The sequence below is a fragment of the Arthrobacter sp. genome, assembly GCF_048266065.1.
In the GTDB taxonomy this organism is placed as follows: domain Bacteria; phylum Actinomycetota; class Actinomycetes; order Actinomycetales; family Micrococcaceae; genus Arthrobacter_H.
Genome location: NZ_JBLXAH010000005.1, coordinates 60,571 through 83,045, shown reverse-complemented (window position 1 = coordinate 83,045; position 22,475 = coordinate 60,571). Strand labels below are relative to the sequence as shown.

Annotated in this window: 22 protein-coding genes and 2 pseudogenes; 17 read left to right on the top strand and 7 right to left on the bottom strand. The window is 63.7% G+C overall.

What is annotated here, in order from left to right; translation table 11 throughout:
- Positions 1–136 precede the first annotated feature (136 nt).
- From ACN0TP_RS09655 to ACN0TP_RS09645, 3 genes are all read left to right on the top strand, one after another.
- Positions 137–2,647 (top strand): CDP-glycerol glycerophosphotransferase family protein, encoded by a 2,511-nt coding sequence (locus ACN0TP_RS09655; RefSeq protein WP_417218635.1) that lies wholly within the window; start codon positions 137–139, stop codon positions 2,645–2,647.
- Positions 2,648–2,784: 137 nt separating this feature from the next.
- Complete coding sequence (locus tag ACN0TP_RS09650; RefSeq protein WP_417218634.1) at positions 2,785–3,720, top strand: GT-D fold domain-containing glycosyltransferase; 936 nt, start codon at positions 2,785–2,787, stop codon at positions 3,718–3,720.
- A 294-nt stretch (positions 3,721–4,014) separates the two neighbouring features.
- Positions 4,015–5,241, top strand: a complete 1,227-nt coding sequence (locus tag ACN0TP_RS09645; RefSeq protein ID WP_417218633.1) for a polysaccharide pyruvyl transferase family protein — start codon at positions 4,015–4,017, stop codon at positions 5,239–5,241.
- On the opposite strand, the pseudogene ACN0TP_RS09640 reads toward ACN0TP_RS09645, so the two are convergent.
- A pseudogene (locus tag ACN0TP_RS09640) lies at positions 5,171–5,508 on the bottom strand (integrase core domain-containing protein); the annotation flags it as partial. The gene ACN0TP_RS09645 and the pseudogene ACN0TP_RS09640 sit on opposite strands and share 71 nt — an antisense overlap.
- Here ACN0TP_RS09640 and ACN0TP_RS09635 point away from each other — a divergent pair.
- From ACN0TP_RS09635 to ACN0TP_RS09570, 14 genes and pseudogenes are all read left to right on the top strand, one after another.
- Complete coding sequence (locus tag ACN0TP_RS09635) at positions 5,504–5,833, top strand: IS30 family transposase (RefSeq protein ID WP_417218850.1); 330 nt, start codon at positions 5,504–5,506, stop codon at positions 5,831–5,833. The pseudogene ACN0TP_RS09640 and the gene ACN0TP_RS09635 sit on opposite strands and share 5 nt — an antisense overlap.
- A gap of 173 nt (positions 5,834–6,006) precedes the next feature.
- Positions 6,007–6,435, top strand: a complete 429-nt coding sequence (gene rpsP / locus ACN0TP_RS09630; protein ID WP_417218632.1) for a 30S ribosomal protein S16 — start codon at positions 6,007–6,009, stop codon at positions 6,433–6,435.
- Between the two features lie 2 nt (positions 6,436–6,437).
- Positions 6,438–6,680: an RNA-binding protein gene (locus ACN0TP_RS09625; protein ID WP_417218631.1), complete on the top strand. Its 243-nt coding sequence runs from the start codon at positions 6,438–6,440 to the stop codon at positions 6,678–6,680.
- Positions 6,681–6,811: 131 nt separating this feature from the next.
- Complete coding sequence (rimM, locus tag ACN0TP_RS09620; protein ID WP_417218630.1) at positions 6,812–7,357, top strand: ribosome maturation factor RimM; 546 nt, start codon at positions 6,812–6,814, stop codon at positions 7,355–7,357.
- A 4-nt stretch (positions 7,358–7,361) separates the two neighbouring features.
- Positions 7,362–8,159, top strand: a complete 798-nt coding sequence (gene trmD / locus ACN0TP_RS09615) for a tRNA (guanosine(37)-N1)-methyltransferase TrmD (protein WP_417218629.1) — start codon at positions 7,362–7,364, stop codon at positions 8,157–8,159.
- 254 nt (positions 8,160–8,413) lie between these two features.
- Positions 8,414–8,770, top strand: a complete 357-nt coding sequence (gene rplS, locus ACN0TP_RS09610) for a 50S ribosomal protein L19 (RefSeq protein ID WP_417218848.1) — start codon at positions 8,414–8,416, stop codon at positions 8,768–8,770.
- 118 nt (positions 8,771–8,888) lie between these two features.
- The gene (gene lepB, locus ACN0TP_RS09605) at positions 8,889–9,479 is read left to right on the top strand and encodes a signal peptidase I (protein ID WP_417218628.1); all 591 of its coding nucleotides are present in this window, start codon (positions 8,889–8,891) and stop codon (positions 9,477–9,479) included.
- Complete coding sequence (gene lepB, locus ACN0TP_RS09600) at positions 9,476–10,186, top strand: signal peptidase I (RefSeq protein ID WP_417218627.1); 711 nt, start codon at positions 9,476–9,478, stop codon at positions 10,184–10,186. The genes lepB (ACN0TP_RS09605) and lepB (ACN0TP_RS09600) overlap by 4 nt, the downstream gene beginning before the upstream one ends.
- A 2-nt stretch (positions 10,187–10,188) precedes the next feature.
- Complete coding sequence (locus tag ACN0TP_RS09595) at positions 10,189–10,959, top strand: ribonuclease HII (RefSeq protein ID WP_417218626.1); 771 nt, start codon at positions 10,189–10,191, stop codon at positions 10,957–10,959.
- A complete protein-coding gene (locus tag ACN0TP_RS09590) occupies positions 10,956–11,282 on the top strand; it encodes a DUF2469 domain-containing protein (RefSeq protein ID WP_417218625.1) in 327 nt (108 codons plus the stop codon). Before ACN0TP_RS09595 ends, ACN0TP_RS09590 begins: the two co-directional genes overlap by 4 nt.
- Positions 11,283–11,287: 5 nt before the next feature.
- Entirely contained in the window at positions 11,288–12,403 is a 1,116-nt protein-coding gene (locus tag ACN0TP_RS09585) for a methyltransferase (RefSeq protein ID WP_417218624.1), read from the top strand.
- A 145-nt stretch (positions 12,404–12,548) separates the two neighbouring features.
- On the top strand, positions 12,549–12,908 hold the full coding sequence (locus ACN0TP_RS09580; RefSeq protein WP_417218623.1) for a YraN family protein: 360 nt from the start codon (positions 12,549–12,551) through the stop codon (positions 12,906–12,908).
- Positions 12,905–13,849: pseudogene (locus tag ACN0TP_RS09575) on the top strand (ATP-binding protein); the annotation flags it as partial. The gene ACN0TP_RS09580 and the pseudogene ACN0TP_RS09575, both read left to right, overlap by 4 nt.
- A gap of 42 nt (positions 13,850–13,891) precedes the next feature.
- Positions 13,892–15,535, top strand: coding sequence for a recombinase family protein (locus tag ACN0TP_RS09570; RefSeq protein WP_417218622.1), 1,644 nt, complete (start codon positions 13,892–13,894; stop codon positions 15,533–15,535).
- Here ACN0TP_RS09570 and ACN0TP_RS09565 read toward each other — a convergent pair.
- The 6 genes from ACN0TP_RS09565 to ACN0TP_RS09540 all read right to left on the bottom strand — a co-directional run bounded on the left by ACN0TP_RS09565 (position 15,519) and on the right by ACN0TP_RS09540 (position 22,407).
- Positions 15,519–15,719: a hypothetical protein gene (locus tag ACN0TP_RS09565; protein WP_417218621.1), complete on the bottom strand. Its 201-nt coding sequence runs from the start codon at positions 15,717–15,719 to the stop codon at positions 15,519–15,521. The two genes, ACN0TP_RS09570 and ACN0TP_RS09565, sit on opposite strands and share 17 nt — an antisense overlap.
- Positions 15,719–16,315: a hypothetical protein gene (locus ACN0TP_RS09560; protein WP_417218620.1), complete on the bottom strand. Its 597-nt coding sequence runs from the start codon at positions 16,313–16,315 to the stop codon at positions 15,719–15,721. Before ACN0TP_RS09560 ends, ACN0TP_RS09565 begins: the two co-directional genes overlap by 1 nt.
- Positions 16,316–16,324: 9 nt before the next feature.
- Positions 16,325–16,789, bottom strand: coding sequence for a single-stranded DNA-binding protein (locus tag ACN0TP_RS09555; protein WP_417218619.1), 465 nt, complete (start codon positions 16,787–16,789; stop codon positions 16,325–16,327).
- A gap of 44 nt (positions 16,790–16,833) precedes the next feature.
- On the bottom strand, positions 16,834–18,651 hold the full coding sequence (locus ACN0TP_RS09550) for a type IV secretory system conjugative DNA transfer family protein (RefSeq protein WP_417218618.1): 1,818 nt from the start codon (positions 18,649–18,651) through the stop codon (positions 16,834–16,836).
- A complete protein-coding gene (locus ACN0TP_RS09545) occupies positions 18,648–19,223 on the bottom strand; it encodes a hypothetical protein (RefSeq protein WP_417218617.1) in 576 nt (191 codons plus the stop codon). The genes ACN0TP_RS09550 and ACN0TP_RS09545 overlap by 4 nt, the downstream gene beginning before the upstream one ends.
- 172 nt (positions 19,224–19,395) lie before the next feature.
- Positions 19,396–22,407: a hypothetical protein gene (locus ACN0TP_RS09540; RefSeq protein WP_417218616.1), complete on the bottom strand. Its 3,012-nt coding sequence runs from the start codon at positions 22,405–22,407 to the stop codon at positions 19,396–19,398.
- Positions 22,408–22,475: the final 68 nt, after the last annotated feature.

The window sequence follows — 22,475 nt, the reverse complement described above, 5'->3', positions numbered from 1 at the left end:
GCGCGCTTTTCGCCAAGACAGGTCGATTCGCAACATAATTCGTCCCGTTCCTCAATCTCAAGGAGTTCCTGCAGACCCACCGCGTTCGCTAGGGCAGAAGCGCTTCGCCTGGTCGGATTCGTTTTTCGAGGAGGCTGTGCGCGAAAACGTCATCTTCTACGAGTCCTTTTCGGGCCGGGGAGCTTTGTGTAACCCGGAGGCGCTTTTTACATATCTACTGGTCCAAGGGGACATGCAAAGCATGGAACACGTGTGGGCAATGCGGGACCCGCATGAAAAGTCGATATTTGATGCGAAGTACGGCCGTCTCCGGAACGTTCGATCCGTCATCTTGGAATCAGACGAGTATTGGCGCGAACTGTGTACTGCAAAGTACCTATTTAATAACGCAACCTTCCCGCCATCCTTCACGAAGCGTCCTGAACAGGTGTATACCAATACATGGCATGGCACCCCTCTGAAGACCATGGGTTACGACTCGAACGAGGGCCCTCACGGCGCAAGGAACATCCTTCGAAATTTCTGCCAGGCTGATTTTCTGGTTTCCCCAAATTCTTTTACAACGAACCAGATGTATCGTTCCGCGTACCGCCTCGAAGGGATTTATCGCGGTGCCATTATTGAGCAGGGATATCCACGGATCGATTACCAATTTGAAGGCGAGCGTGAAGTAGCGGAAACCAAGGAAGTACTCGAGGCATTCGGACTAGGACCGTTGGATGGGCAAGTTGTCGTGTATGCCCCCACGTGGAAGGGCCCCGACTTTCAGAATCCGGTGAATGAAGCTCATTTACTACTTGATCGAGCGCTTCAATTAGAAGAAGCAACGGGCCTGAGGGTACTGCTTAAGGTGCATCAGCAGGTCTACAAGATGGCTTTGGAAATACCTGAGATCAAATCCTATTTAATACCTCATTCGATTCCGGCAAATAAAGTCCTTTCAATTGCCGACGTACTTGTAACCGATTACTCAAGCATTTTTTTCGATTTCCTGGCTTCTGAGAAGCCGATGATCTTCTTCGCTCCCGATCAAACTCAGTACAATAGTACGCGGGGAGTGTATTTGGATGAGCTCCCAGGCCCGATTCTAGACTCCATAGAAGAGCTAATTGCGACCTTGAAGTGTCTTGGTACCGGCGGTGGATTGGATCCAATCACATCGCATGAGGAGGCCCGCAGTAGAGCCAAGGCTCTCTATTGCTCGAAGGAAACTGGAAACTCAACGAAGCGCGTCGTAGACATAGTAATGCGAGGCAATCCGGATCAGCTTCCTCTCGTCACGGATTTTTCCACGGCTAAGGAGGCCCTGCTTCTTTACATCGGTGGTATGCGGAACAACGGAATTACTACGGCGGCACTGAACCTCCTCCAGAATCTTGACTACGAACGTTTTGATGTCTCCATATTCGCGCCCCAAAAGTCGGGATCCCGCCCGGAGTACCTCTACGATCGTATTCCTTCGTCAGTACGCCAGTTTCTCCGTCAAGGTACACATCCCCTCTCAAGGGGTCGAAATGACAAGATGAAGGCATTCCTTGAAAGTACGGAAACTTCGCTGAGGGATATGGATCCTGAAGTCCAAGAAGTCTTCGATGCTGAGTGGCAGCGATGCTTCGGTGCAACCCAGTTCGACTACATTGTCGACTTCAGCGGATACGCCGGTTTCTGGTCTCATATCTTACTTGCCGGTCAAGCCCGTAAGTCCTATAGCGTGTGGCAGCATAACGATCTTCTGCGCGACAGAGATAAAACGGTGAATGGAAAGAAGCCAAACTTCACATCGTTGAACTCCCAATTCAATTCCTACAGATTCTTCGATAATGTCGTTTCCGTTTCGGAGGACTTGCGTAACGTAAACCGAAAGAATCTATCCGAATATGCCTATCCGACGGTTTTCGGATTCAGCAGAAATTCCCTGGATACAAATAAGATTCGGTCTGCTATGGAACTCGAGCCTAGTGCGGACACCCGAGGCGAAATCAAGGACCTGAACTTCAGAAATATCGAAGCCGTATTTGACGGCTTGTTGGAGAGGTATTCTCAACGTGAAATACAACGCGAGCTGTCCGATGCGTTGCTACGGCAAGCTCTTTTTTCGAGCCGTGGTACAACTCGCTTTGTCACTGCGGGGAGACTATCGCCGGAGAAGAATCAAGCCCGTCTTCTGAAGGCTTTCGCTGACGTTTTCTCAGAATTTCCGAACATTGAATTGATCATCTTGGGTGACGGGGCGCTTCGGGAGGAATTGCAGGCGCTAACTAAAGAACTGGGTATTGACGCGGCCGTTACCTTTACGGGCATGGTCGATAACCCACTCGATCTCATGAAGCGGTGTGACTGCTTTGTTCTATCCAGTGATTATGAGGGCCAGCCGATGGTACTTCTCGAGGCATCCTGCTTGCGTTTGCCGATTATAACGGTCAATTTTGGGAGCATAGGCCAATCCTTGCCCGAGGAACGAGGCGTAGTAGTCGAGCAGGACGTCAATGAGCTCAGCCAAGCGATGAGAAGCTTCGTGCTGTCCGACAACCGACTAGAGGTCCGATTTGACTTCCAGGCGTACAACCACGAAGTCGTCGATGAGTTTTACACAGCGATTGGCGCTGTGCAAACAGTCCGAAGTCAAGCTGAGAGGTTTCTAGCATGAAGGTGAACCGGTTCAAATACGGCAGAATCTTCCGTCCTCATTCGAGACGGCTTCGTTCATTGTCGGCCAAGTTTCAGGCGATAGTGGGCGACATAAGGCAATTGGGCCCCGTTGGGCGCCTGACGAATTCGCTCATCATGGCAGAGCATGAGGAGCTCCGGCGCTCTAATGCTGAGTCGGCAGAGAGCGTTGTCAAAGCGATTTCGGAGCAGAATGATCACCTGAAAGGTATCGCCAAACGGCTGGACAGCCTGATTGCCGTGCAGCGAGATGCTCGGACCAACACCGTTCATCAGCTGGAACGTCAGACCAAAAACCTTGAGAATATTAGACTTAACAGTTCAGCGGCGACTCTGAGGGATATCTGGAGCGTCGTCGGGAGTAAGCAGCTATCACTCATCGAAACTCTTGATGCCATTACGGAGGAGGGTCTCAGCTTCGCTCGTTTCGGAGATGGGGAACTCAAAATGTTGACCCGCATCGATTTTAAGGCTCGTTTTCAGCGAAACAGTCCTGAACTGCAGGCCGCCCTCCGGAGTGTACTTACGGATCCTCCCTCAAATCTGCTGATTGGGGCACCGCATGCATTCAGCGACGTTCATTGGACTCGAGCGTATGCGGAGTATTGGGACTCTTGCCGCCAGCTTTTTGGGGGCATACAGAGATTCGGGGACAGCCACGTCTCTCGACCGGTTGTATTCGAATCGCATGGCGCATTGGCGGCAGAACGTTGGTCTCGTGTATGGGCAGGGAAAAGAATTCTCATAATCACGGGCGAGGGCTCACGATTTGACCTAATTCCAGAACTGTTCAGTACGGCGCTTGGCCAAGAATTCCTTTATTCCAAACCGAGAGATGCGTTTGATGACTTGGATAGATTAGTAATTGAATGCAAGTCGAGATGCGCGGATATAGTCCTAATCTCTTTGGGGCCGGCGGGGACTATTTTGGCTGCGTTGCTGGCGTCCGAAGGCCTTCAGGCAATTGATCTTGGCCACTTGTCGAATAGTTATTTGCACGTATTCGCCGGGGGAGAGCTACCTGAACGGACCCCAATCGAGCGACGAGTATAGCTGATTTGCGTTATCGTCAATTAGATGAACTCTGAGCAGCAGTCCATCAACGCTTTTAGTCCATTGGAATAATCCGCTTTCCTGTTTTTTGTCTTTTGCACGACAAAATTTCGTCATTGCCGATGGGTTCCCGTGGACTGTGATAGAGGATTGATTTTGGCCGACGGGATAAGAGGGCGTTTTACCCGTCTGTGGGGCTGACATTCGAACTCTCAATAAACCTGATTCGTCGGGACTAAGAGATAGTCCGCCGGGGTTGCGCAGTTACCTTAGAAGGTAGGAGAACTAGGAAGCATGGAAACAGTCGAGCTTCAGGCGTTGTTGGATGCCCTTCAAAGCTCCCAACTCCAGGGGATCGCCAGAAAGATCTGGCTATATCGACGCAGTACTGTTGTTGTGGAATTCGGCGATGAAGGCTCCCCTTTGGCGATGGATGTGTCGTATTCCACTCAATTTGGCTGGTCAGTATCCGTGCTTGCACGGACGAAAGAAGGTCAGCGGCAGCTTCGCAACCTCTTGGTCGGCAGGGCGGAACTAGTTCAACAGAATGGCGAGAGGAACATTCTTGCAGCTTTAGGTCATGAACTCCGGACGGAGACGCTGGTCGGCCAAGTGCTCAAATGGACAACTTGGATTACACAGCAAGAGACGGATTGGAAAGTCTTCAGTTCGCCCGCGTCCGAACGCGGTGGCCCCTATCGCGGAGTTTTCTGGTGGGACAACCGGCCGAATTTCGGAGACGCAATTGGTCCTTGGCTGGTTCATCGAATCACAGGCAAAACCCCATATGTCGTCAGAGGTGCCGAGACCAGTGTGCCGCCTCTAATGAGCGTTGGATCCATACTGCAACTTATGGCGGCAAACGGCACACAAGTATGGGGCTCAGGCCTTATCGCTCCGCTGGAGGGCAAAGCGCTAAGCCGGCTGAGGTCGATGAGCGACGTACGTATTCATGCCGTTCGCGGGTGGAAAACTCGAAGCGAGTTGGTCTCCAAATTGGGTTGGGAAGTGCCCGCTGTGGTGGGGGACCCGGGTTTACTGCTGCCTCGATTTATTGCTCCGACGGGTAACGAAGCTTCGCGAGGCAAAATTGCTTTTATACCCCATTATGCCCATACCGACAAGTTGCAAGGAATGAATTCGACAAGAGTTCACGTGGTCGATGTTCGAAATGGTCTCGAACGAGTCGCACGTGAGATTGCATCGGCTGATTATTGTGTGTCGACGTCATTGCATGGATTGATCGTCGCCCAAGCCTACGGTGTTCCCTGGACTCGGCTTTCCATTGAAGACGCGCCTCTTACCGGTGGGGACTTCAAATTTACCGACTTCTATTCGACGCTGGAGAACGACGATGTTTCTCATGTGCGTGTTTCGTCTGAGGAATTGCCGAAAGTTAGGATTGAACGTCTTGCCGGGCAAGCTCGCCTGCCGCGTCTTCAGGTCTCACTTAACCGCTTAGAAAGTGCTTTCCCCGACAAGCTGAGTCCTGTAATTCGACGGCCAAGTGGTAGTTTCTAAGGTCGTTGTGAACGCGGCTGATGGGAGTTGCGCCGCCGATTCCGAAATGGGGTCGATGATAATTGCAGTAGTGCAGCCCCTTCGAATAGGCCTGCGCCCGTTCGGTTTCGCTGCTGTAGGACTGGGCGTAGGCCCGTTCCGTGGCAAGTGATCGGTTGAAGCGTTCGACCTTTCTTTGGTCTGCGGCCGGTAGGGGCGGGTGCACCTGTGCTTCACCTCCCCGAGTGGCTGGTTGAAGGCCTTGGATCGATAGCAGGAGCCACTGTCGGCACTAAGCCGGATTCGGCTTAGTGCCGACAGTGGCGGCGAGATTGCCTTGCATTACCGGCTGGCCGATGCACTGGCCGTGCGGACGTACTTCGCCGATCCCTACTCGGCTTGGCAGCGCGGGACGAACGAGCACTTCAACGGACGCATCCGCAAATACCTGCCCAAACGCACCAGCTTCGCCGACCTGAGCCAGGAGGAGCTCGATGAGTTCATCGCCGAGATCAACAACCGCCCCCGCAAGCGCCTCGGATGGCTCACCCCGGCCGAGGTCTTCCAAGAACTATCCTGGGACCAGGCCATGCCCTGTTGCTCTTCGGCTTAGAACTCGGCAGGTCGCGCCGGCCGGTCCCTTCTGGCATAATGGACAGGTACTCGATCGACGTGGCCCCTCTCTCCGCGTGTGCATCGTGTCCCCAGAAGCCACGCAGTATGGCCCGCCCCACGGGTGCAGAACCGCGGATTCGCCCAGTATCAGATACAGGAGTGACCACTACAGTGGCCGTTAAGATTCGACTCAAGCGCTTCGGCAAGACGCGCGCCCCGTACTACCGCATCGTCATCATGGACTCCCGCGCCAAGCGCGACGGCCGTGCCATCGAGGAGATCGGCAAGTACCACCCCACCGAGGAGCCCTCGTTCATCGAGGTCAAGTCCGAGCGTGCGCAGTACTGGCTGTCCGTTGGCGCCCAGCCGACCGAGCAGGTCGCAGCCCTGCTGAAGATCACGGGTGACTGGCAGAAGTACAAGGGCATCGAGGGCCAGGAAGGCACCTTGAAGACCAAGGCCGACAAGGAGGCCTACGTGGCCCCCGACCGCGGCTCGGTCATCCTGCCCGAGGCCATCACCAAGAAGGCCGACAAGGCTGAAGAGGCCCCCGCCGAGGAAGCCGACGCCGAGAAGGCAGAAGCCACCGAGGCCGAGTAGCCATGCTCGCTGAGGCTCTCGACCACCTGGTCCGCGGCATCGTCGACTCCCCGGAGGATGTTGCAGTGGACCGCAAGGCCACCCGCCGTGGCGACACGCTCGAGGTCCGGGTCCACCCGGATGACCTCGGACGTGTCATCGGCCGACAGGGCCGTACCGCCCGCGCCCTGCGCACCGTGGTGGCGGCACTGTCGGACGGCGAACCGGTCCGTGTCGACGTCGTCGACACCGACCGCCGTCGCTAGGCCAGGTCGCAGAGTCACCGCCACGCCGACAGGCCTGGCAGCCCCGGCCCCGCACCCTCACCGGTGCGGGGCCGAACGCGTTAAGCCCATCGTAGGATCGTTGTAGAACGCCCGAATCCCAAGGAGTATCCATGCGCCTCCAGGTCGCACGCATCGGCAAGCCCCACGGCATCCGCGGGGAGGTCACCGTCCAGTTGATGACCGATGACCCCGGCGCCCGCTTCGAGCCCGGCACCGTCTTCGACGTCGAGGCCGGCCCTCTGAAGGCACTCACCGTCGAAGGTGCGCGCTGGAACAAGGAGATCCTGCTGGTGGCCTTCGAGGAGGTCGCCGATCGCAATGCCGCCGAAACCGTGCGCGGCGCACGGCTCTTCATCGAGACCGAGGACCTCGAAGAGGACGACGACGACACCTGGTACGAACACGAGCTCACCGGCCTGGTGGTGCACGTCGGCGACACGGTCGTCGGCAAGGTCACCGGGCTGCGCACCAACGCCGCACAGGACCTGTTGATCGTCGAGGACACCGACGGCGAGGAGGTGCTCGTCCCCTTCGTGGAGGCCATCGTCCCCGAGGTCGACATCGCCGGCGGGCACATCCTGCTCACCCCGCCCGCCGGGCTCTTCACGCTCAACCGCCCCGATGCCGCGGACGGCGCCGGGAATGGCGGGTCTTGAGCCCATGCGCATCGATGTCGTCTCCATCTTCCCGGAGTACCTGCAGGCACTGGACATCTCGCTGATCGGCAAGGCCCGCCGCGAGGGCCTGCTGGACGTGCGCGTCCACGACCTGCGCGAACACACCCACGACCGCCACCGCACCGTCGACGACACCCCCTACGGCGGCGGCGCCGGCATGGTCATGAAACCCGAACCGTGGGCCGCGGCGCTGGGCTCGATTGCCGGCACCGGCGATCACCGGCCCCTGCTCCTGGTTCCGTCGCCGGCCGGAGACGTCTTCACCCAGGCCATGGCCGCCGAACTGTCCACCCGCGAGCACCTGGTCTTCGCGTGTGGCCGTTACGAGGGGATCGACGAGCGCGTCTACGACTTCGCCGCCGAACACTACGAGGTCCGCCCGGTCAGCCTGGGAGACTACGTCCTGAACGGGGGAGAGGTTGCGGTGCTCGCGATGGTCGAGGCCATCGGCCGTCTGGTCCCCGGCGTCGTGGGCAACCCCGAGTCGCTCATCGAGGAGTCCCACTCCGACGGGCTGCTCGAATACCCCGTCTACACCAAGCCCGCCAGTTGGGGTGGCCGCGAGGTCCCCGAGGTCCTGCTGAACGGCAACCACGGCAAGATCGCCCGCGCCCGCCGGCTCTGGCAGCTCGAGCGCACCGCGCAGCGCCGCCCGGATCTGATCCGCGCACTGGACCCCGCGACACTGAACCGGCACGACCGCGACGCCCTCTGGCACGCCGGGTTCATGATCGAGGACGGGCGCATCGTCGACAAACCGGTCGGGCCCACCGAGGAGTAGCCCGGCCCCGCCCACTGCCAGTACCCGCGATTACCCCCAGCAGGCGTCGATGTGGCAAAATGGGTTCTTGCGCCTACTGGGTGCGTCCCTGCCACAGGGGGAGCGCGCCAACAGTCAGGCAGCCGGACGGCGCAGACGCGTCCGACCGGTTCACCACACTCCGTTCCAGCGGTTCCCGCGGCCTGCGTGCCGTGGCCGCTGCGGACGTGTCGACGGCAGGTGACCTGTGGCAGCTGCCCAAGGAGAAGCACCTCATGCATATTCTCGATTCGGTCAACGCGGCCTCGCTGCGTAGCGACATCCCCGAGTTCCGTACCGGCGACACCCTCAAGGTGCACGTCAACATCGTTGAAGGCAAGAACTCCCGCGTCCAGGTCTTCCAGGGCTACGTCGTGGGCCGCCAGGGCCACGGTGTCGCCGAGACCTTCACCGTGCGCAAGGTGACCTTCGGCGTCGGCGTGGAGCGCACCTTCCCGGTGCACTCCCCGATCCTGGAAAAGATCGAGGTCGTCTCCCGCGGTGACGTGCGTCGCGCCAAGCTGTACTACATGCGCGATCGCCACGGCAAGGCAGCACGCATCAAGGAAAAGCGCGACTTCGGTTCCAAGTAGAGCCGGATTGCGTCGGGACAGCGTCCCGTCCACGATCGTGACGAACACCCCGGGCCCGCAGGCCACGCCGAGCGGCCCGGGAAGGCGCCGGTCCCGTTTTCGGGGCTGGCGCCTTGTCGTGGGCGCCCTGCTGCTGGCCGCCGTGGCAGCGATCATCGTGCGCGCGACCCTGGTGGACTTCTACTACATCGGCTCCGACTCCATGGAGCCCACGTTGAACCCCGGCGAGGGCCTGCTGGTCAACCGCACCGCCTACCGCGGACACGAGATCTCCCGCGGGGACGTCGTCGTCTTCGACGGCCGCGGCTCGCTGCTGCCCTACCAGTCGGCCAACCCCGTGGACACCCTGCTGCGTGCCCTGCGGATCAGCGGGGACGACACGGTCTTCGTCAAGCGTGCGGTGGGCATCGGCGGGGACACCATAAGCTGTTGTGATGCGCACGGACGACTGCTGGTCAACGGCACCCCGGTGCCCGAACCCTACCTCTACCCCGGGGACGCAGCGAGCGAGCAGGAATTCACCGCCGTCGTGCCGAAGGGCAGGATCTGGGTCATGGGCGACCACCGCTCGGTCTCGGCCGACTCCCGCTCCCTGCTCGGCGCCCCCGGCGGCGGCATGATCCCCGTGGACCGGGTCATCGGGCGGGTCGAACGCATCATCTGGCCCGCCGACGCGGCGCGCACCATCAACGGAAAGGCAACCGAGTGAGCGAGCACGCCCCCGAACACCAAGCAGGGGGGAGGGCACCCCGGAACCCCGTCTGGGGCTGGGTCCGCGAATTCCTCATCGTGGTCGGCATCGCCCTGGTGCTCTCCTTCGTCATCAAGACCTTCTTCTTCCGCGCCTTCTACATCCCCTCTGGCTCGATGGAGCAGACCCTGGAGATCAACGACAGGATCTTCGTGAACCTGCTGGTCCCGGGACCGTTCGACCTGCACCGCGGCGACGTCGTGGTGTTCGCCGATGACCTCGGCTGGCTCGGTGCCACCGCCCCGGCCCCCACCAACCCCGTCACCGAGGCCCTCACGTTCGTGGGCCTGGTCCCCGACACCGCCGACCAGCACCTGGTCAAGCGCCTGATCGGCCTGCCCGGGGACACCGTGGAATGCTGCGACGCCGACGGCCACCTGATGGTCAACGGCGTGTCCATCACCGAGCCCTACCTCTACCCGGGCGCCGCCCCCTCCGACGAGGCCTTCAAGGTCACCGTGCCCGAGGGCAAGATCTGGGTGATGGGCGACCACCGCAACGCCTCCGCCGACTCACGGTTCCACCAGGACATCCAGGGCGGATTCGTGGACCTGGATTCGGTCGAGGGCAAGGCGGTGTTGCGGGCCTGGCCGCTGGATCGCTTCGGCACCATTTCGGGGGACCACGAGGTCTTCGCCGACGTCCCCGCAGGCACCGGCAAATAACGATGGCCCGCACGCCGTCGGCCGCCCCGTCCGTAGCCCCGACGCTGGCCGCCGAGCTGGAACTGGCCGCCGCGGTGGCCGGATCCGGGGGAGGAGCCGGGGGTGGGGCCGGTCCGTGGCTGGTCGCCGGCTGCGACGAGGTCGGCCGCGGGGCCCTGGCCGGACCCGTCTCGGTGGGGATGGTCGTGATCGACCCCGCCGCCGCGCCCCTGCTGGACGGTGTGCGGGACTCCAAACTGCTCAAACCGGCGGTCCGCGAGGCGTTGGCCCCGGTGATCCGCGACTGGGCCGCCGGCTGGGGCGTGGGCCACGCCAGCGCCACGGAGATCGACGAGCACGGACTTCTCACCGCACTGCGGCTGGCAGGCAACCGGGCCTGGGAGGCAGCGGCCGCCACCGCCCGCCCGCATGCGGTGCTGCTGGATGGCAACCTGGACTGGCTCTCGGCCCCCACCCAGGTGGACCTGTTCGCGGACCCCGCACCGGCGTCGTACCCCTTCGACGCCTCGGGGGCCCGCGTCACCACCCGGATCAAGGGCGACCTGGCGTGCCTGTCGGTCGCCGCCGCCTCGGTGCTGGCCAAGGTGGAACGCGACGCGCTGATGGCCACCTATGATGAACAGGAACCGGCTTACGGCTGGGCGGTCAACAAGGGCTACGGCACGGCGGCCCACCGCCGGGCCATCACCGAACACGGTGCCACCGCCCACCACCGCCGCTCCTGGCGGCTGACCGGCACACCACCGGCCCCACGCGAAAGGCAGGAACCATGAGTGCCGACGATCTCGAGAATTACGAGACGGACATGGAGCTGCAGCTCTACCGCGAATACCGCGACGTCGTCTCGCTCTTCAGCTACGTCGTGGAGACGGAACGGCGCTTCTACCTCGCCAACGAGGTCGACCTGCAGGTCCGCTCGGCCGACGGCGAGGTCTACTTCGACGTCACCCTCAAGGACGCCTGGGTCTGGGACGTCTACCGCTCGGCCCGCTTCGTGAAGAACGTGCGCATCATCACCTTCAAGGACGTCAACGTCGAGGAACTGGCCAAGACCGACGAGCTCACCCTGCCCAAGGACGCCGGACTGGGGACGTAGCACCCATGGAGCCCGAGCGCCCGGCGGCGCAGGACACGGCGGGGTTCGGGCGCTGGGCCGGCTCCGGCAAACCCCCGGCCCGCATCGTCGCCGTCGATGACAGCCTGACCGCCCAGGACGCCTACCGCCACGCCACGTCGGGCACCGCCCTGCTCTGGCGCGGGGACTACCACAACGCCCGCCAGCTGCTCTCCGCCCTGGGCCGGCGCATCCCGGCCCCGGCGGCGACCGGCGCGGGGCCCGGGGCCGACGTGGCCGCCGAATTGTACCGCCACCGCCAGGCACGAGCCCACCGCTCGCGCATCCTGGCCTGCCTGCTGGTGCCCCTGGTCCCGGGGCCAGCTGTGGACCTGCGGCGCGCCCCCGACATCGCCACCGCCTGGAGGCACGCCCACGGCGACGTCAGCGAACCCTCGGTGGTGCCCCTGCAGGACCTCCTGGGCGTCCTGGGTGCCGAACAATGGAGGCAACGCGGCATCTTCGTTCCCGCCCTGGGGGCCACGATCCACCCGCACTACGGCACGTTCGCCCCGGTGCGCGCCGAATACCTGGACCTGGTCGCCGAGGCGCCGCTGCCGGAGACCGGCACCGCGTTCGACCTCGGCACCGGCACCGGGGTGCTGGCAGCGATCCTGGCCCGCCGCGGCATCACCCGGGTGGTGGCCACCGACCTGTCGGACCGCGCGATCGCCTGCGCGGCGGACAACCTTGGACGCCTGGGCCTGGACGGTGTGGTGGACCTGCAGGTTGCCGACCTGTTCCCCGCAGGGCGCGCCGGTGTGGTCATCTGCAATCCGCCGTGGCTGCCCGGCAGCGCCACCACACTGCTGGACCAGGCGGTCTACGACCCGAAGTCGCGCATGCTGCGGGGGTTCCTCACCGGCCTGGCCGACCACCTGGAACCGGGCGGCGAGGGCTGGCTGGTCATCTCCGATCTCGCCGAACACCTGGGCCTGCGCAGCCGGGCCGAACTGCTCGGCTGGATCGAGGCGGCCGGGCTGGTGGTGGTGGACCGACTGGATACCCGGCCCACGCATCGCCGCTCCGCCGACACCGATGATCCCTTCCACACGGCCCGCTCCGCCGAGGTCACCTCCCTGTGGCGGCTCGGCGCGGCGTAGCGGATGGCCCTCCTCGGCCGCTCTCCGGGCTCTCGTGCGCCGCCAGTCCTCCACAGCCACCCCGACGGTCTCCTTCGTCCACAGCCGGGCGTCCCCGCCTTCGTCTCGTCACGACTGCCATCGAAGCTGGGGGTGGAGGTGGCAGATGAACCACAATCAGGAATTGGGCCAACGTGGTGAGACGCTGGCGGTAGAGTACCTCGGGCGGCGGGGGATGCAGGTGCTGGCACGGAACTGGAGATGCCGGACCGGAGAAATCGACATCGTTGCCGACGACCGGGGCACCATCGTCGCCGTCGAGGTCAAGACGCGTTCCGGGCTCGGCTACGGCTATCCGGCCGATGCGGTGGATCCGCGCAAGCTGGTGCGCCTGCACCGTTTGGCCAGTGCCTGGTGCCGGGAAAACCAGGCGAACCACCGCACCCGCCGCGTCGACGTGGTCAGCATCCTCGCGGTCCCCGGACGGGAACCAGAGTTCGACTACTTCCCGGCGGTGGTCCCGTGAGCCTGGGACGCTCATCCGGGGTGTCCCTGGTGGGCCTGAACGGACACATGATCGAGGTCGAAGCAGACATCGGTGGCGGCCTGCCCTCGTTCCTGTTGCTCGGACTGCCCGATGCCTCGCTCATCGAAGCACGGGACCGCATCCGCTCGGCAACCCGCAATGCAGGAGTTCCGTTGAGTCCTCGACGCATCACCGTGAACCTGGTCCCGGCATCGCTGCCCAAACGCGGATCCTCCTTCGACCTGGCGATCGTTGTCGCCGCTGCAGCGGCTTCCGGGCTCATCACCAACCCCGCTGGCGTCGTCTACATCGCCGAACTGGGACTGGACGGCAGCCTGCGCCCGGTGCCCGGGGTGCTGCCAGCCGTGATGGCAGCGGTCCGGGCCGGTCGTCCCGACATTGTCGTGGCAGCAGGGAACGAAGCCGAGGCACGCCTGGTGCCCGGTGCCCGCATCACCTCCTACCGTCATCTGGCCGAGGTCATGGCAGCCTACGGCGCCGTCGAGGCCATCGTCCCGGTACACCGACCGGCCACCGCGCGCAGCCGAGCGGTTCCCGCGGGCGGCCAGGCGAAAGCACCGGTCGACGTCCCGGACCTGTCAGAGGTCGTTGGCCAGCCGCTGGCACGGTTCGCCGTCGAAGTCGCCGCTGCCGGTGGCCATCACCTGTTGCTCGTGGGGCCGCCCGGCGCGGGGAAGACCATGTTGGCCGAACGCCTGCCCGGGCTGCTGCCCGACCTGGACGACGCGGAGGCCATGGAGGCAACGGCCATCCACTCACTGCAGCGCGGGACCACCGGACTGGATCGACTGTTGCGTCGTCCTCCATACGAGAGTCCGCACCACAGCGCCAGCATGGTCGCCCTGATCGGCGGTGGAGCTGGTCTGCCACGCCCCGGGGCGGCGTCGCGTGCGCACCGTGGCGTGCTCTTCCTCGATGAGTTGGGAACTGGAAAGTACACCTCCTGATCAAGGAGGCAACTCATGAAGACTCTGGAGCGCCGTCCAGGCTTGAATGCTCGTCCGGGTCGTACCACTCGATCCGTGGTGTATCCCGCCTTTGCCCAAACCGGGCCGGAAGCGCCCCTTGCAGGGACGCGGCCGATCTACCTGTACCTGCGCCTATCGAAGTATCACAAGGACAAAGCAGACGCGATCGAGCGGCAGAGGATCGATCTGCTCCGGATGCTCGCCGCGGAGGGTGGTTGGACCGTGATGGGCGAGTACATCGACAATGACTCCGCGAGTTCATCGGCGGTCAAGACCCGGAAGGGTTGGCGGCAGCTCAACCTCGACATCAAGACTGAGAACGTGAAGGCGGTTGCGTTTTGGAAGCTCGATCGCACGAACCGCATTGCTGCGCATTGCATCGAATGGATCGGCGATTGCCAGCGTGCGGGTGTGGTGTTGCGATCGCATCAAGACTCGACCGACGAACTCAACACCGCGACTGCGGGTGCGAAACTGGTCACTGGCATCAAGGCACTGTTGGCCGAAGTCGAAACAGACTCGATGAGCGAAAGGCAACTGGCCGCGAAACGGCACTTGGCCGAGGCCGGTTTCCATCATGGTGGAACTCCGCCGTTCGGATGGAAGTCTGGGCCACGTGTGACAGACGAGCTGGGCCGTACGGGGATTCGGCTCGTTCCTCACCCTGTCGAGCATCAGGCGTTGAAGGACGCAGTTGACATGGTTCTTGCGGGCAAGAGCATGTCTCAGATCGGTCGCTACTGGAGGGAACGCTACGACATCACGACGGCCTCGGGTGCGTACGTGTACGAAGCAACCATTTACAGGTCGCTGGTATCCCCGCGGATGATCGGCTATCGGATGAGGCAAGTGCCAGAGCACCAGCGGGGTGTGAAGATTGATTTGCTCGACTACATCGCGCGGAACTCGGACGGCGAGCCTGTGATCTCTCAGGAACCCGTGTGCGACCGAGCTACCTGGTTGCGCGTGCGCCGCTTGTTGGAGCAAGCAAAGACGTCCAAGGCTCGGAAGCCCTGGGGATCTCACGAATGGCTTCTGTCGGGCATCCTCTTCTGTCAATGCGGTGGGCGCCTCTACGGGCACCAGAAGAGGCGGGAGCGATCTGGCGGCGATGTTGAGACCGAGTATGTGTATCGCTGTATGACGAACCGGCACCGCGGGCCGGGGAACTGTCCTGGCGGTTGCACGGTGAGTGCGACGAAGGCGGAAGCATACGTGCTGGGCTGGTTCTTCTCCCAGATCACTGACGAAGCGCTAGCAAGGGCCAGAGCCAGGAGGAAGCTCGCGCGGGCTGACAACGAGGTAGACGTTCTGCTCACCCAACTTGATGAAGCAACTGCAGAAAAGAACGCACTCCTGGCAAAGCAGGGCACCGGTTCTTACAAAGGAACGATGGTGACCGTGTTGCTCGGACTGATCGAAGATGCCCAACACCGGATCGACGCACTCCAACGCCGCATCGAGGCGGTCGAATCAGACGAGTTGATCGTGGCTGACGGCCCTGACGTGGTTCGTTCGTGGAGTAGCAAGGGAATCAAAGAACGACGGAACTACCTGCGCCGAATGATCCTCCAGATCGACGCGCTGCCGGGACGCGGGCCCATCGAGGAGCGGATAAGGATCACGCCGGCGGGCTGATTCTCTCCACCAGGGCTGCTGCTTCAAGAAGAAACGCAAGGTCTTCGAGTACCTCGATCGGTGCGGGGTTCGCGATGCAACGGGAAACCCCATCGCGCCACCCCGCGCCGAACTCGGCATATTCGCTGTCAGTGATGAGCGTCGCCACATCGGCAGCCGGCGGACAAGGAACCGGCTCGTTCATCAGAACTCGCCCGCCAGTCGGCTGTAGAAGGCATCCTCCTCAGCACGTCGTGCTTGCACGTCTGCGTGCATGTATTCCACGAAGTCTTCCTCGCGGTTCGGGATCAGCACGTCCTCGACTGGTTCGACGGGTTTCTCTCCGGGCCAGGTGATCTGGCGGGTGGTGCGGTCGGTGTTCAGGCGGGTGCCGCAGGCTGAGGTCCAGTCGCGGAGGCGTTCGCGGGCGTCGGCGAAGTCGCGGTGCCAGACGAGCATCGCGGAGCCTTTCGCTTCGGGGTGGATCGCGCACAACCAGTGAATGTGCAGGGCGGACAGTTCCCAGACGAGTTCTGGGTGGCGGTGCCAGAACGGCGGAACCACGGCGACGGGGAGGCCGTAGGTGTGGCGGAGCCAGTGCACCCATTCGTTAAGCGCGAGCCATTCCTCTTCCGCGGCATCGGCGGTGAGGAGGTTCCAGTTCACCGGTCCCGGAAGGCCCGCCGACTCCTCGTCCTCAGCGCCGGGGGTTTCAGTGTCGGGGTCGTAGCTCTCATCGAACTCGTCCTCCGCGATCTCGTCGGGATCAGCGTTACTCTGTTCGGGCAGTTCATCGGTCATGATGCGTGTTCACCTCCCGACTACAGCAGTGCCGGCGGATGTGCGGCGTTGGGTGTCGGGTGAGAGTGCGGCGTCCTCGAGCCCCGCATCCAGGGAATCGGCTTTAGGTGTGCGGCGGGGCCGGTCGACGGTGTAGCGGGTGCGGGCGAGGTCGTGACCGATCTTCTTCGCAACGAACTCCTCTGCCTTGACGGGCTGGCCGTTGTCGTCGGTGCGGTCGTACTGGTGCACGTACCCTTCGGCGATGAACTTGTCGCCCTTCGCGAACCTCTGGTGGGCGCGTTCGGCGGTTTTCCGGAACGCGACGAGGTCATGGAACGTGGTCTCGGTCTGCGTGAACGACCCATCAGGTTCCCGGCGGTAGTGCTCCTGCCCGATCTTCACGAACAGACGAGCGTCGCCCTTCTCGGTGAACGACAGGTGGGGTTCGGAGGCGATGAACCCGGACAGGGACTCTTGCGTATGGATAGCCATGGGACACTCCTGATTTGTGACGGCACCCCGGTCGGGGTGCTCTGTCACTCAGGTGCGCCCGCAACCCCCTGCCCACCCGTCGACGCCGGGACCCCGGCTTGCAGCAGCTCCTCGACACCGCGGCGCTGCGAATGCAGCTCGCTTGCTTCCTTGCGGCGGGTCCACGCACGCAGGCGCGCGATGATCGGTGGTGCGGCGCGCAGGAGGATGAGGCCGGTGCCGAATGGGAGGGTGCGGATCACGTCGGGTGGCATGATCGGCACCCTTCGGATGGAGCGTTGCGCGGTGCGGGACCCGTGGTCACCGATCGTGGTGGAGTCGGTGATCTCGTCACGCTCCCCGATGAGGGTCGTGAGGTCTTGAAGGTCGCGGGAGTTGGATGCGCCGCCGAGGATGATCTTCACAATCGAGGCGTCCCAGATCGCGCCGGCCGCGTTGTCCGACCACTTCTCCCGCGCCTGCGCGAGGGACTGCAACACCGGCATCGTCGTGATCCCCGTACCGCCGCCTTCCGCCATCAGCGTCGGCAAGGACGGCAACGGAGCAAGGTTCCCGATCTCATCGAGCGCAAGCAGCAGGGGTGGGTCGAGGCGGGCGGCGGGTGATCTGGCGGCGAGGCGTCGGGCGGCTTCGACGAGGTCTTCAACGAATGCCGACACCAGCGCGGCACTGTTGTTCGCCCCCGCACCCGTCGCCAGGAGGTAGACGGTGCCGCGCTTACGCAAGAACTCTTCGGGATCGAACCGCTCATCCGGGCCGGGGCTGACCGCGTCGAGCACTCTCGGGTCAGCGAGCGCCGCCAACGACAACGAGACGCCTTGCCAGATGGAGTCGCGAGTGCGAGGGTCTGCGTCGATCATCGCCTGTAACGAGTCCGCCCACCCGGTGGCGGCGTTCGGGTTCGCGGTGAGGATCGCGACCGCATCCGATGCTGCTGCTGGGTCGAGTGTCCACCGGAAGAGCTCGGCTGGGGTGCGGTGGTCCAACGCGGCGGCGTGAAGCAGGGCTTGGAGTGCGGTGCGGGTTTTCCCTTCCCAGAAGTCGCCTCCTTCGACACCGCCGGCGGACAGGCCGGTGCCGGCGGCGAGTCCGGTGGCGCGGATCATCGCGGTCAACGGGTCCTCGCACCCCCAGATCGGCGACCACCGGAGCCCTGCCGGGACGCCTTCTGCGAGGTGCTGCGGGTCGAACACAGCCACAGGGCGGTCGTCGGTGCTGCGGGCGGTGAGGGTGGCGGTGAGGTTGTCAGGGCGTGTGGAGGTGGTGACGACCGCGCCGGGGGCATCGAGGATCGCGTTGATCACCACATGCAGACCCTTGCCCGAGCGTGGTGGCCCGATCAGCAAGATCGAGTCCTCCACACTCGCCCACACATCCACACCCCGCGACGCACCAAGGAGATAGCCCACGTTTCCGACCGCCGGGTTCTGGATTGACGGGCGGAGCTGCCCCGCGCGACGCAGCAATGACTTCTCTGATGCAGCAGTTGTCACGTCGGTGCGGGTGGCGATCCCCGCGATCCGGAACGGGTCGACCTTCGTGCGCCGCGCCTGTTCCCGGAACGTCCGCCACACCCACCACCCCGCCGCCCCGACCGCCATGATCAAGGCGCCTGCGACGATCCAGTAGACGACCGCGTTGAGCCCTTCGGCGCCGAGCGCGGCACCCGGATCACCGGGGCGCAGGAGTACCCCGAGGCCGGCTTCGATCCCACCCGACGGCTGGTCGACCCCGGTGACCCAGGCGGTGATGCTGCCGGCGATACGGAGTATGACTGCGAGGGCGGCGGCAGTGATGAGAGCGATGATGCCGAGGTTCGCAAACTCGTCACCGAGCGCCCCGCTCTGTCTTGGGGCGCTCATTGGATTCTGCCAATGGTGAGGGTGCCGGAGACGCGACCGAGGAGGACCACTTCACCCGTCACCGCAACCGCCGCCTGCTCCGCAGTCAGCAGGGCACGAGCGCTACCGTCCTGAGCGGCGTCGCTGTGGGCGTGGATGATCGCGACCGCGACATCCTCGCCCGGCACGAACCCCGAGCCTATGACCTGGTGCAGCACCGGTGGCACCACGTGAATCGGTGGAGTCGGAGCTGACGGTGGTGCTTCCCTGGGGTTCGGGGCTGGTCGTTCGCGGGGTGGGGTGATGATGTCGGTGAACATCGATCCGTCTGCTTCCCGCACGTGCGCCCGCAGCGGCGTCCGGTAGCGGGCGGTGAGGGTGTCGAGGATCGTCGGGAACGACTCGCGCCGCCAGCCGGGTGCGAACGGCTCCGGCAGATACGGCACCCCATCCACCGTGACTGTCATCGACCCATCACTGTCGATGGTGAAATCCACGACCGGAACGGCCACCGGCCCGCCCGGCTCAGACTTCGGCGCTCTTGGCGGCTGGTGGTCGGGGTAGGTGCGGCGGTAGCGCGGCTTCGGCGTCACAGAGGGTCCTTCCAAACGGTGCAGGGGTGTCGCCATTCAGGTGCACCCGCGCCGCCCCAAGCGCCGCGAGAGGCCTGAGCGCGGAAAGGTGGGAGGGCACGAACCTGGGGGTGGTTCGTGCCCTCCTGTGCTGACCCGCCGTGTTGGGGGTGCCAGCGGATCAGCAGCTTCGTTAGTCCTCCTTTGCTCCCTCGAACTGGGCCTTGAACTCCTCGAACTCCATGTCCTCTTCACGGACATAGCCGTTGCGTTCGCGGGCGATCGCGAGGCGACGCCCGAACAGCAGCACCCCGCCCGTCGCGGCGGCGATCAGGCCACCTGCGAGGCCGAGCGGCCACCAGTCACCGCCGCCGGTGTGCGCGAGTTCGCCCGGTGTGCCTGGCGTGCCGGGCTCGTCTGGTGAGTCGGTGACGGTGGTGGTTTCGTCCGGTGCGCCGCAGATGCCGCGGTGCAGGATTGTGCCCTCGGCGTCGGTGACGGTCTCCACCCAGTAGTAGACGCCGGTCCGGTCGAAGGTCACCTCGTCGGAGCGGTACTCACCCGGCCCGTCCAAGTCGATCACCGTCGAGGTGAACACCAGTTCTTCCGGGGTGCAGGCGGCGGTGTCGCTGTCCTGCCGGTACGCCTCGAACATGAGGCGTGCGCCGTCGGGGACAGCGCCGGTGACAGTCGCGACATCATGCGCCGGCTCACCCAACGTGACGGTCGGAACTGCGTTCGTCTTCACGGACAGGTCCTCTGGCTGCTCCTTGACGACCGTTGTCTCACCGGGTGCCCCGCACCTACCCTCAGCGATGATCTCGCCATCGCTGTCGTAGAGCGTTTCGATCCAGTACACGTTCCCCGCCGCATCGACGCTGGTGGTGCCGGAGCGGTAGACACCGGCCTGGGTGACGGGAATCTCGTCGCTCTCGAAGAACGGCACCTCACACACCGGGCCGGTGTCTGCCGGGTGCGGCCCGTATGCGCGGAAGACCAAGTAGGCGCCGTCGGGAATCTTCGTGCCCTGCACGAGTGCCGTATCCGAGAACGGTTCACCGACGAGCGCTTCCGGGGTTGCCTGCGTGATCACCGACACGGGGATGTCGGTGCCGGTGGGTGGGACGTAGAAGCGTTCCAGCACATCCGCCGGCGACGACTGGTACGGCTGCACCCGGTCATCACCAGTGAACGTCGTCACGAGGACGTAGAAGCCGGGCTCGGTCGGCACGATCTGGTCTTCATCCGTGTACCCGAGCTTGTAAACCCCATTCCGCGCTGGCGTCGTCAGCTCCGCCAGCACTGGTGCGGTGGTGAGGTCGAGATCGTCAGTGAGTTCCGTGTCGGTGGTGAAGGGGCCGTAGACGGTGTGACGGAGCTCATCGACATCCGCACCCCAGTACCCGTCACCAGCGAAATCCCCGTGGTTCGCCGGGAACCCCGACACCGTCACGACATCGAAGGCACGCCCGCCGGGGTGCACGTTGTACTCCCGCATCAGCGACGTCACGGTGATCGGCCACCTGACCGAGGTCGTCTCCACGTTGATGCCGTAGTCGTCCTGCCAGTCGGCGGCGAGGTAGTCGCGCACCCATTCCGGTTGCGACGACTTCTTCACTTCCCACACCCAGGTCACGAACCCGCCTGAGGGCGCCACCAACAACGGCGACGTGTACACGCCAGGGCCATCGGCGGTCACGGTGACTGTGCCGAGCGGCACCGCCGCCGCATCAATCACCGTGTTCTGCGCGGGCGGGAGGGTGCCGGGGACTTGGTAGGCGGTGCCCTCGAACACCACCGGGATGAACGCGCCGTCCTTCTTCAACCAGGCACCGTTCGAGCTCGACACGGTGATCGTGTCCGTGAGCGCGTCGCCGGGGACGGCGAGACGCTGATCCGCTTCTGACACCGCGACCGGCTGGAACGGCACCACGCTGGTTTCTGTGACCTGCCCGTAGCGGTCGGTGAAGGAATCGGTGAGGTACTTCGCATTCGCACCGTGCGCGTCCTTATCGATCGCCCACACCCAGGTGTAGAACCCCGACTCCGGCGCGATGATCGTGCCAGGCGACGTGTACGAGCCGGCGCCGGTGAGCGTCACGGTCTCCGTACCTGCCACGGGTGCGCCGACGGGCGGGGTATCAGCTTCTGTGGGCTGCTCATCGAATGGCCCGTACAGGGTGCCGGTCGCGGTCACCTCGATAGGTTCTCCGTCCAGGTGAATCCAGGTGCCCTTCGACACCGAAACCGTGAGCCCGTCCACGAACGCGTCACCCTCGGCAACGAAGCGGGAGGCGACCTGGGTGGTGATCTCCGGCTGGAAATCCAACTCGATCACCGGCGACTCCGCCGACGCCGACAGCCCGGTGGAGGAACCTGCGACGGCGGCGATCAGACGCTGCTTCCCAGGTGTCGTGTAGAGATCGAGCGCTGCACCATATCCGGCCGCATCGATGTTCATCGACGCACCCACCTGGTACGACGGCACCCCGTCCGCAGGGGTACCCGTGATCGGGTGCGCGCCCGAACCGATCGTCCGCGCCGACGACCCGTCCGCGAACACGGCATCCGAGAGTGACGCGGTGCCCGTGAGGCCTGCGGGGTGGGTGGCGACAGTGAGGGTGCCGGCGTACTGATCCGCCATGTCCAGGCTCAACGTCAACGACGGGTCGGTCACCGCATACTGGGCGGCTTCCTGCCGCATCGTGGCAAGGTTCGCGAGAATCGAGCCCCGCTCCGACGCCGGAGCCCGGGCAACGTAGTAGTCGTCACCGGACATGCCGTGCGAGTTGTACCGGCCAGGGCTCGCCACTGACCACACATGCAGGGCGACAGCCGAGGTGATGTTCGGATCACCAGACTGCCCCCACCGGTCCATCACATAGTTCAACTCGGCAAGCTGCTGCCGCGACAGCGAATCCAACGCGGTGATCCGCTCCGGCCCCGACGTGTTCCCGTACGGCGGGTCAGCGTCGAGGTCCGCGCAGTACGCCTGCCGGCCGTCCACATCCGTGTTGTACGCGCCCAGGAACGCGCCACCGGACCAGTAGCCAACACCTTCACTGCCCGCGTGCGCGGGCTGGGTGCCGAGCGCAAAGGAACCCGCGATGACGAGGAGCGCGAGCAGTGCTGACAGCCAGCGTCGCACCCCCGCTCTGGGTGGCGCAGCCTCCGGCTGCAAGATATGGGCGAGTGATCCTGACACGAGAGGCCTCCTGACGTTTGCGAACAGCGACCCGGGAATCCGGTCGCCTTCACAGCAGGTGCACCACC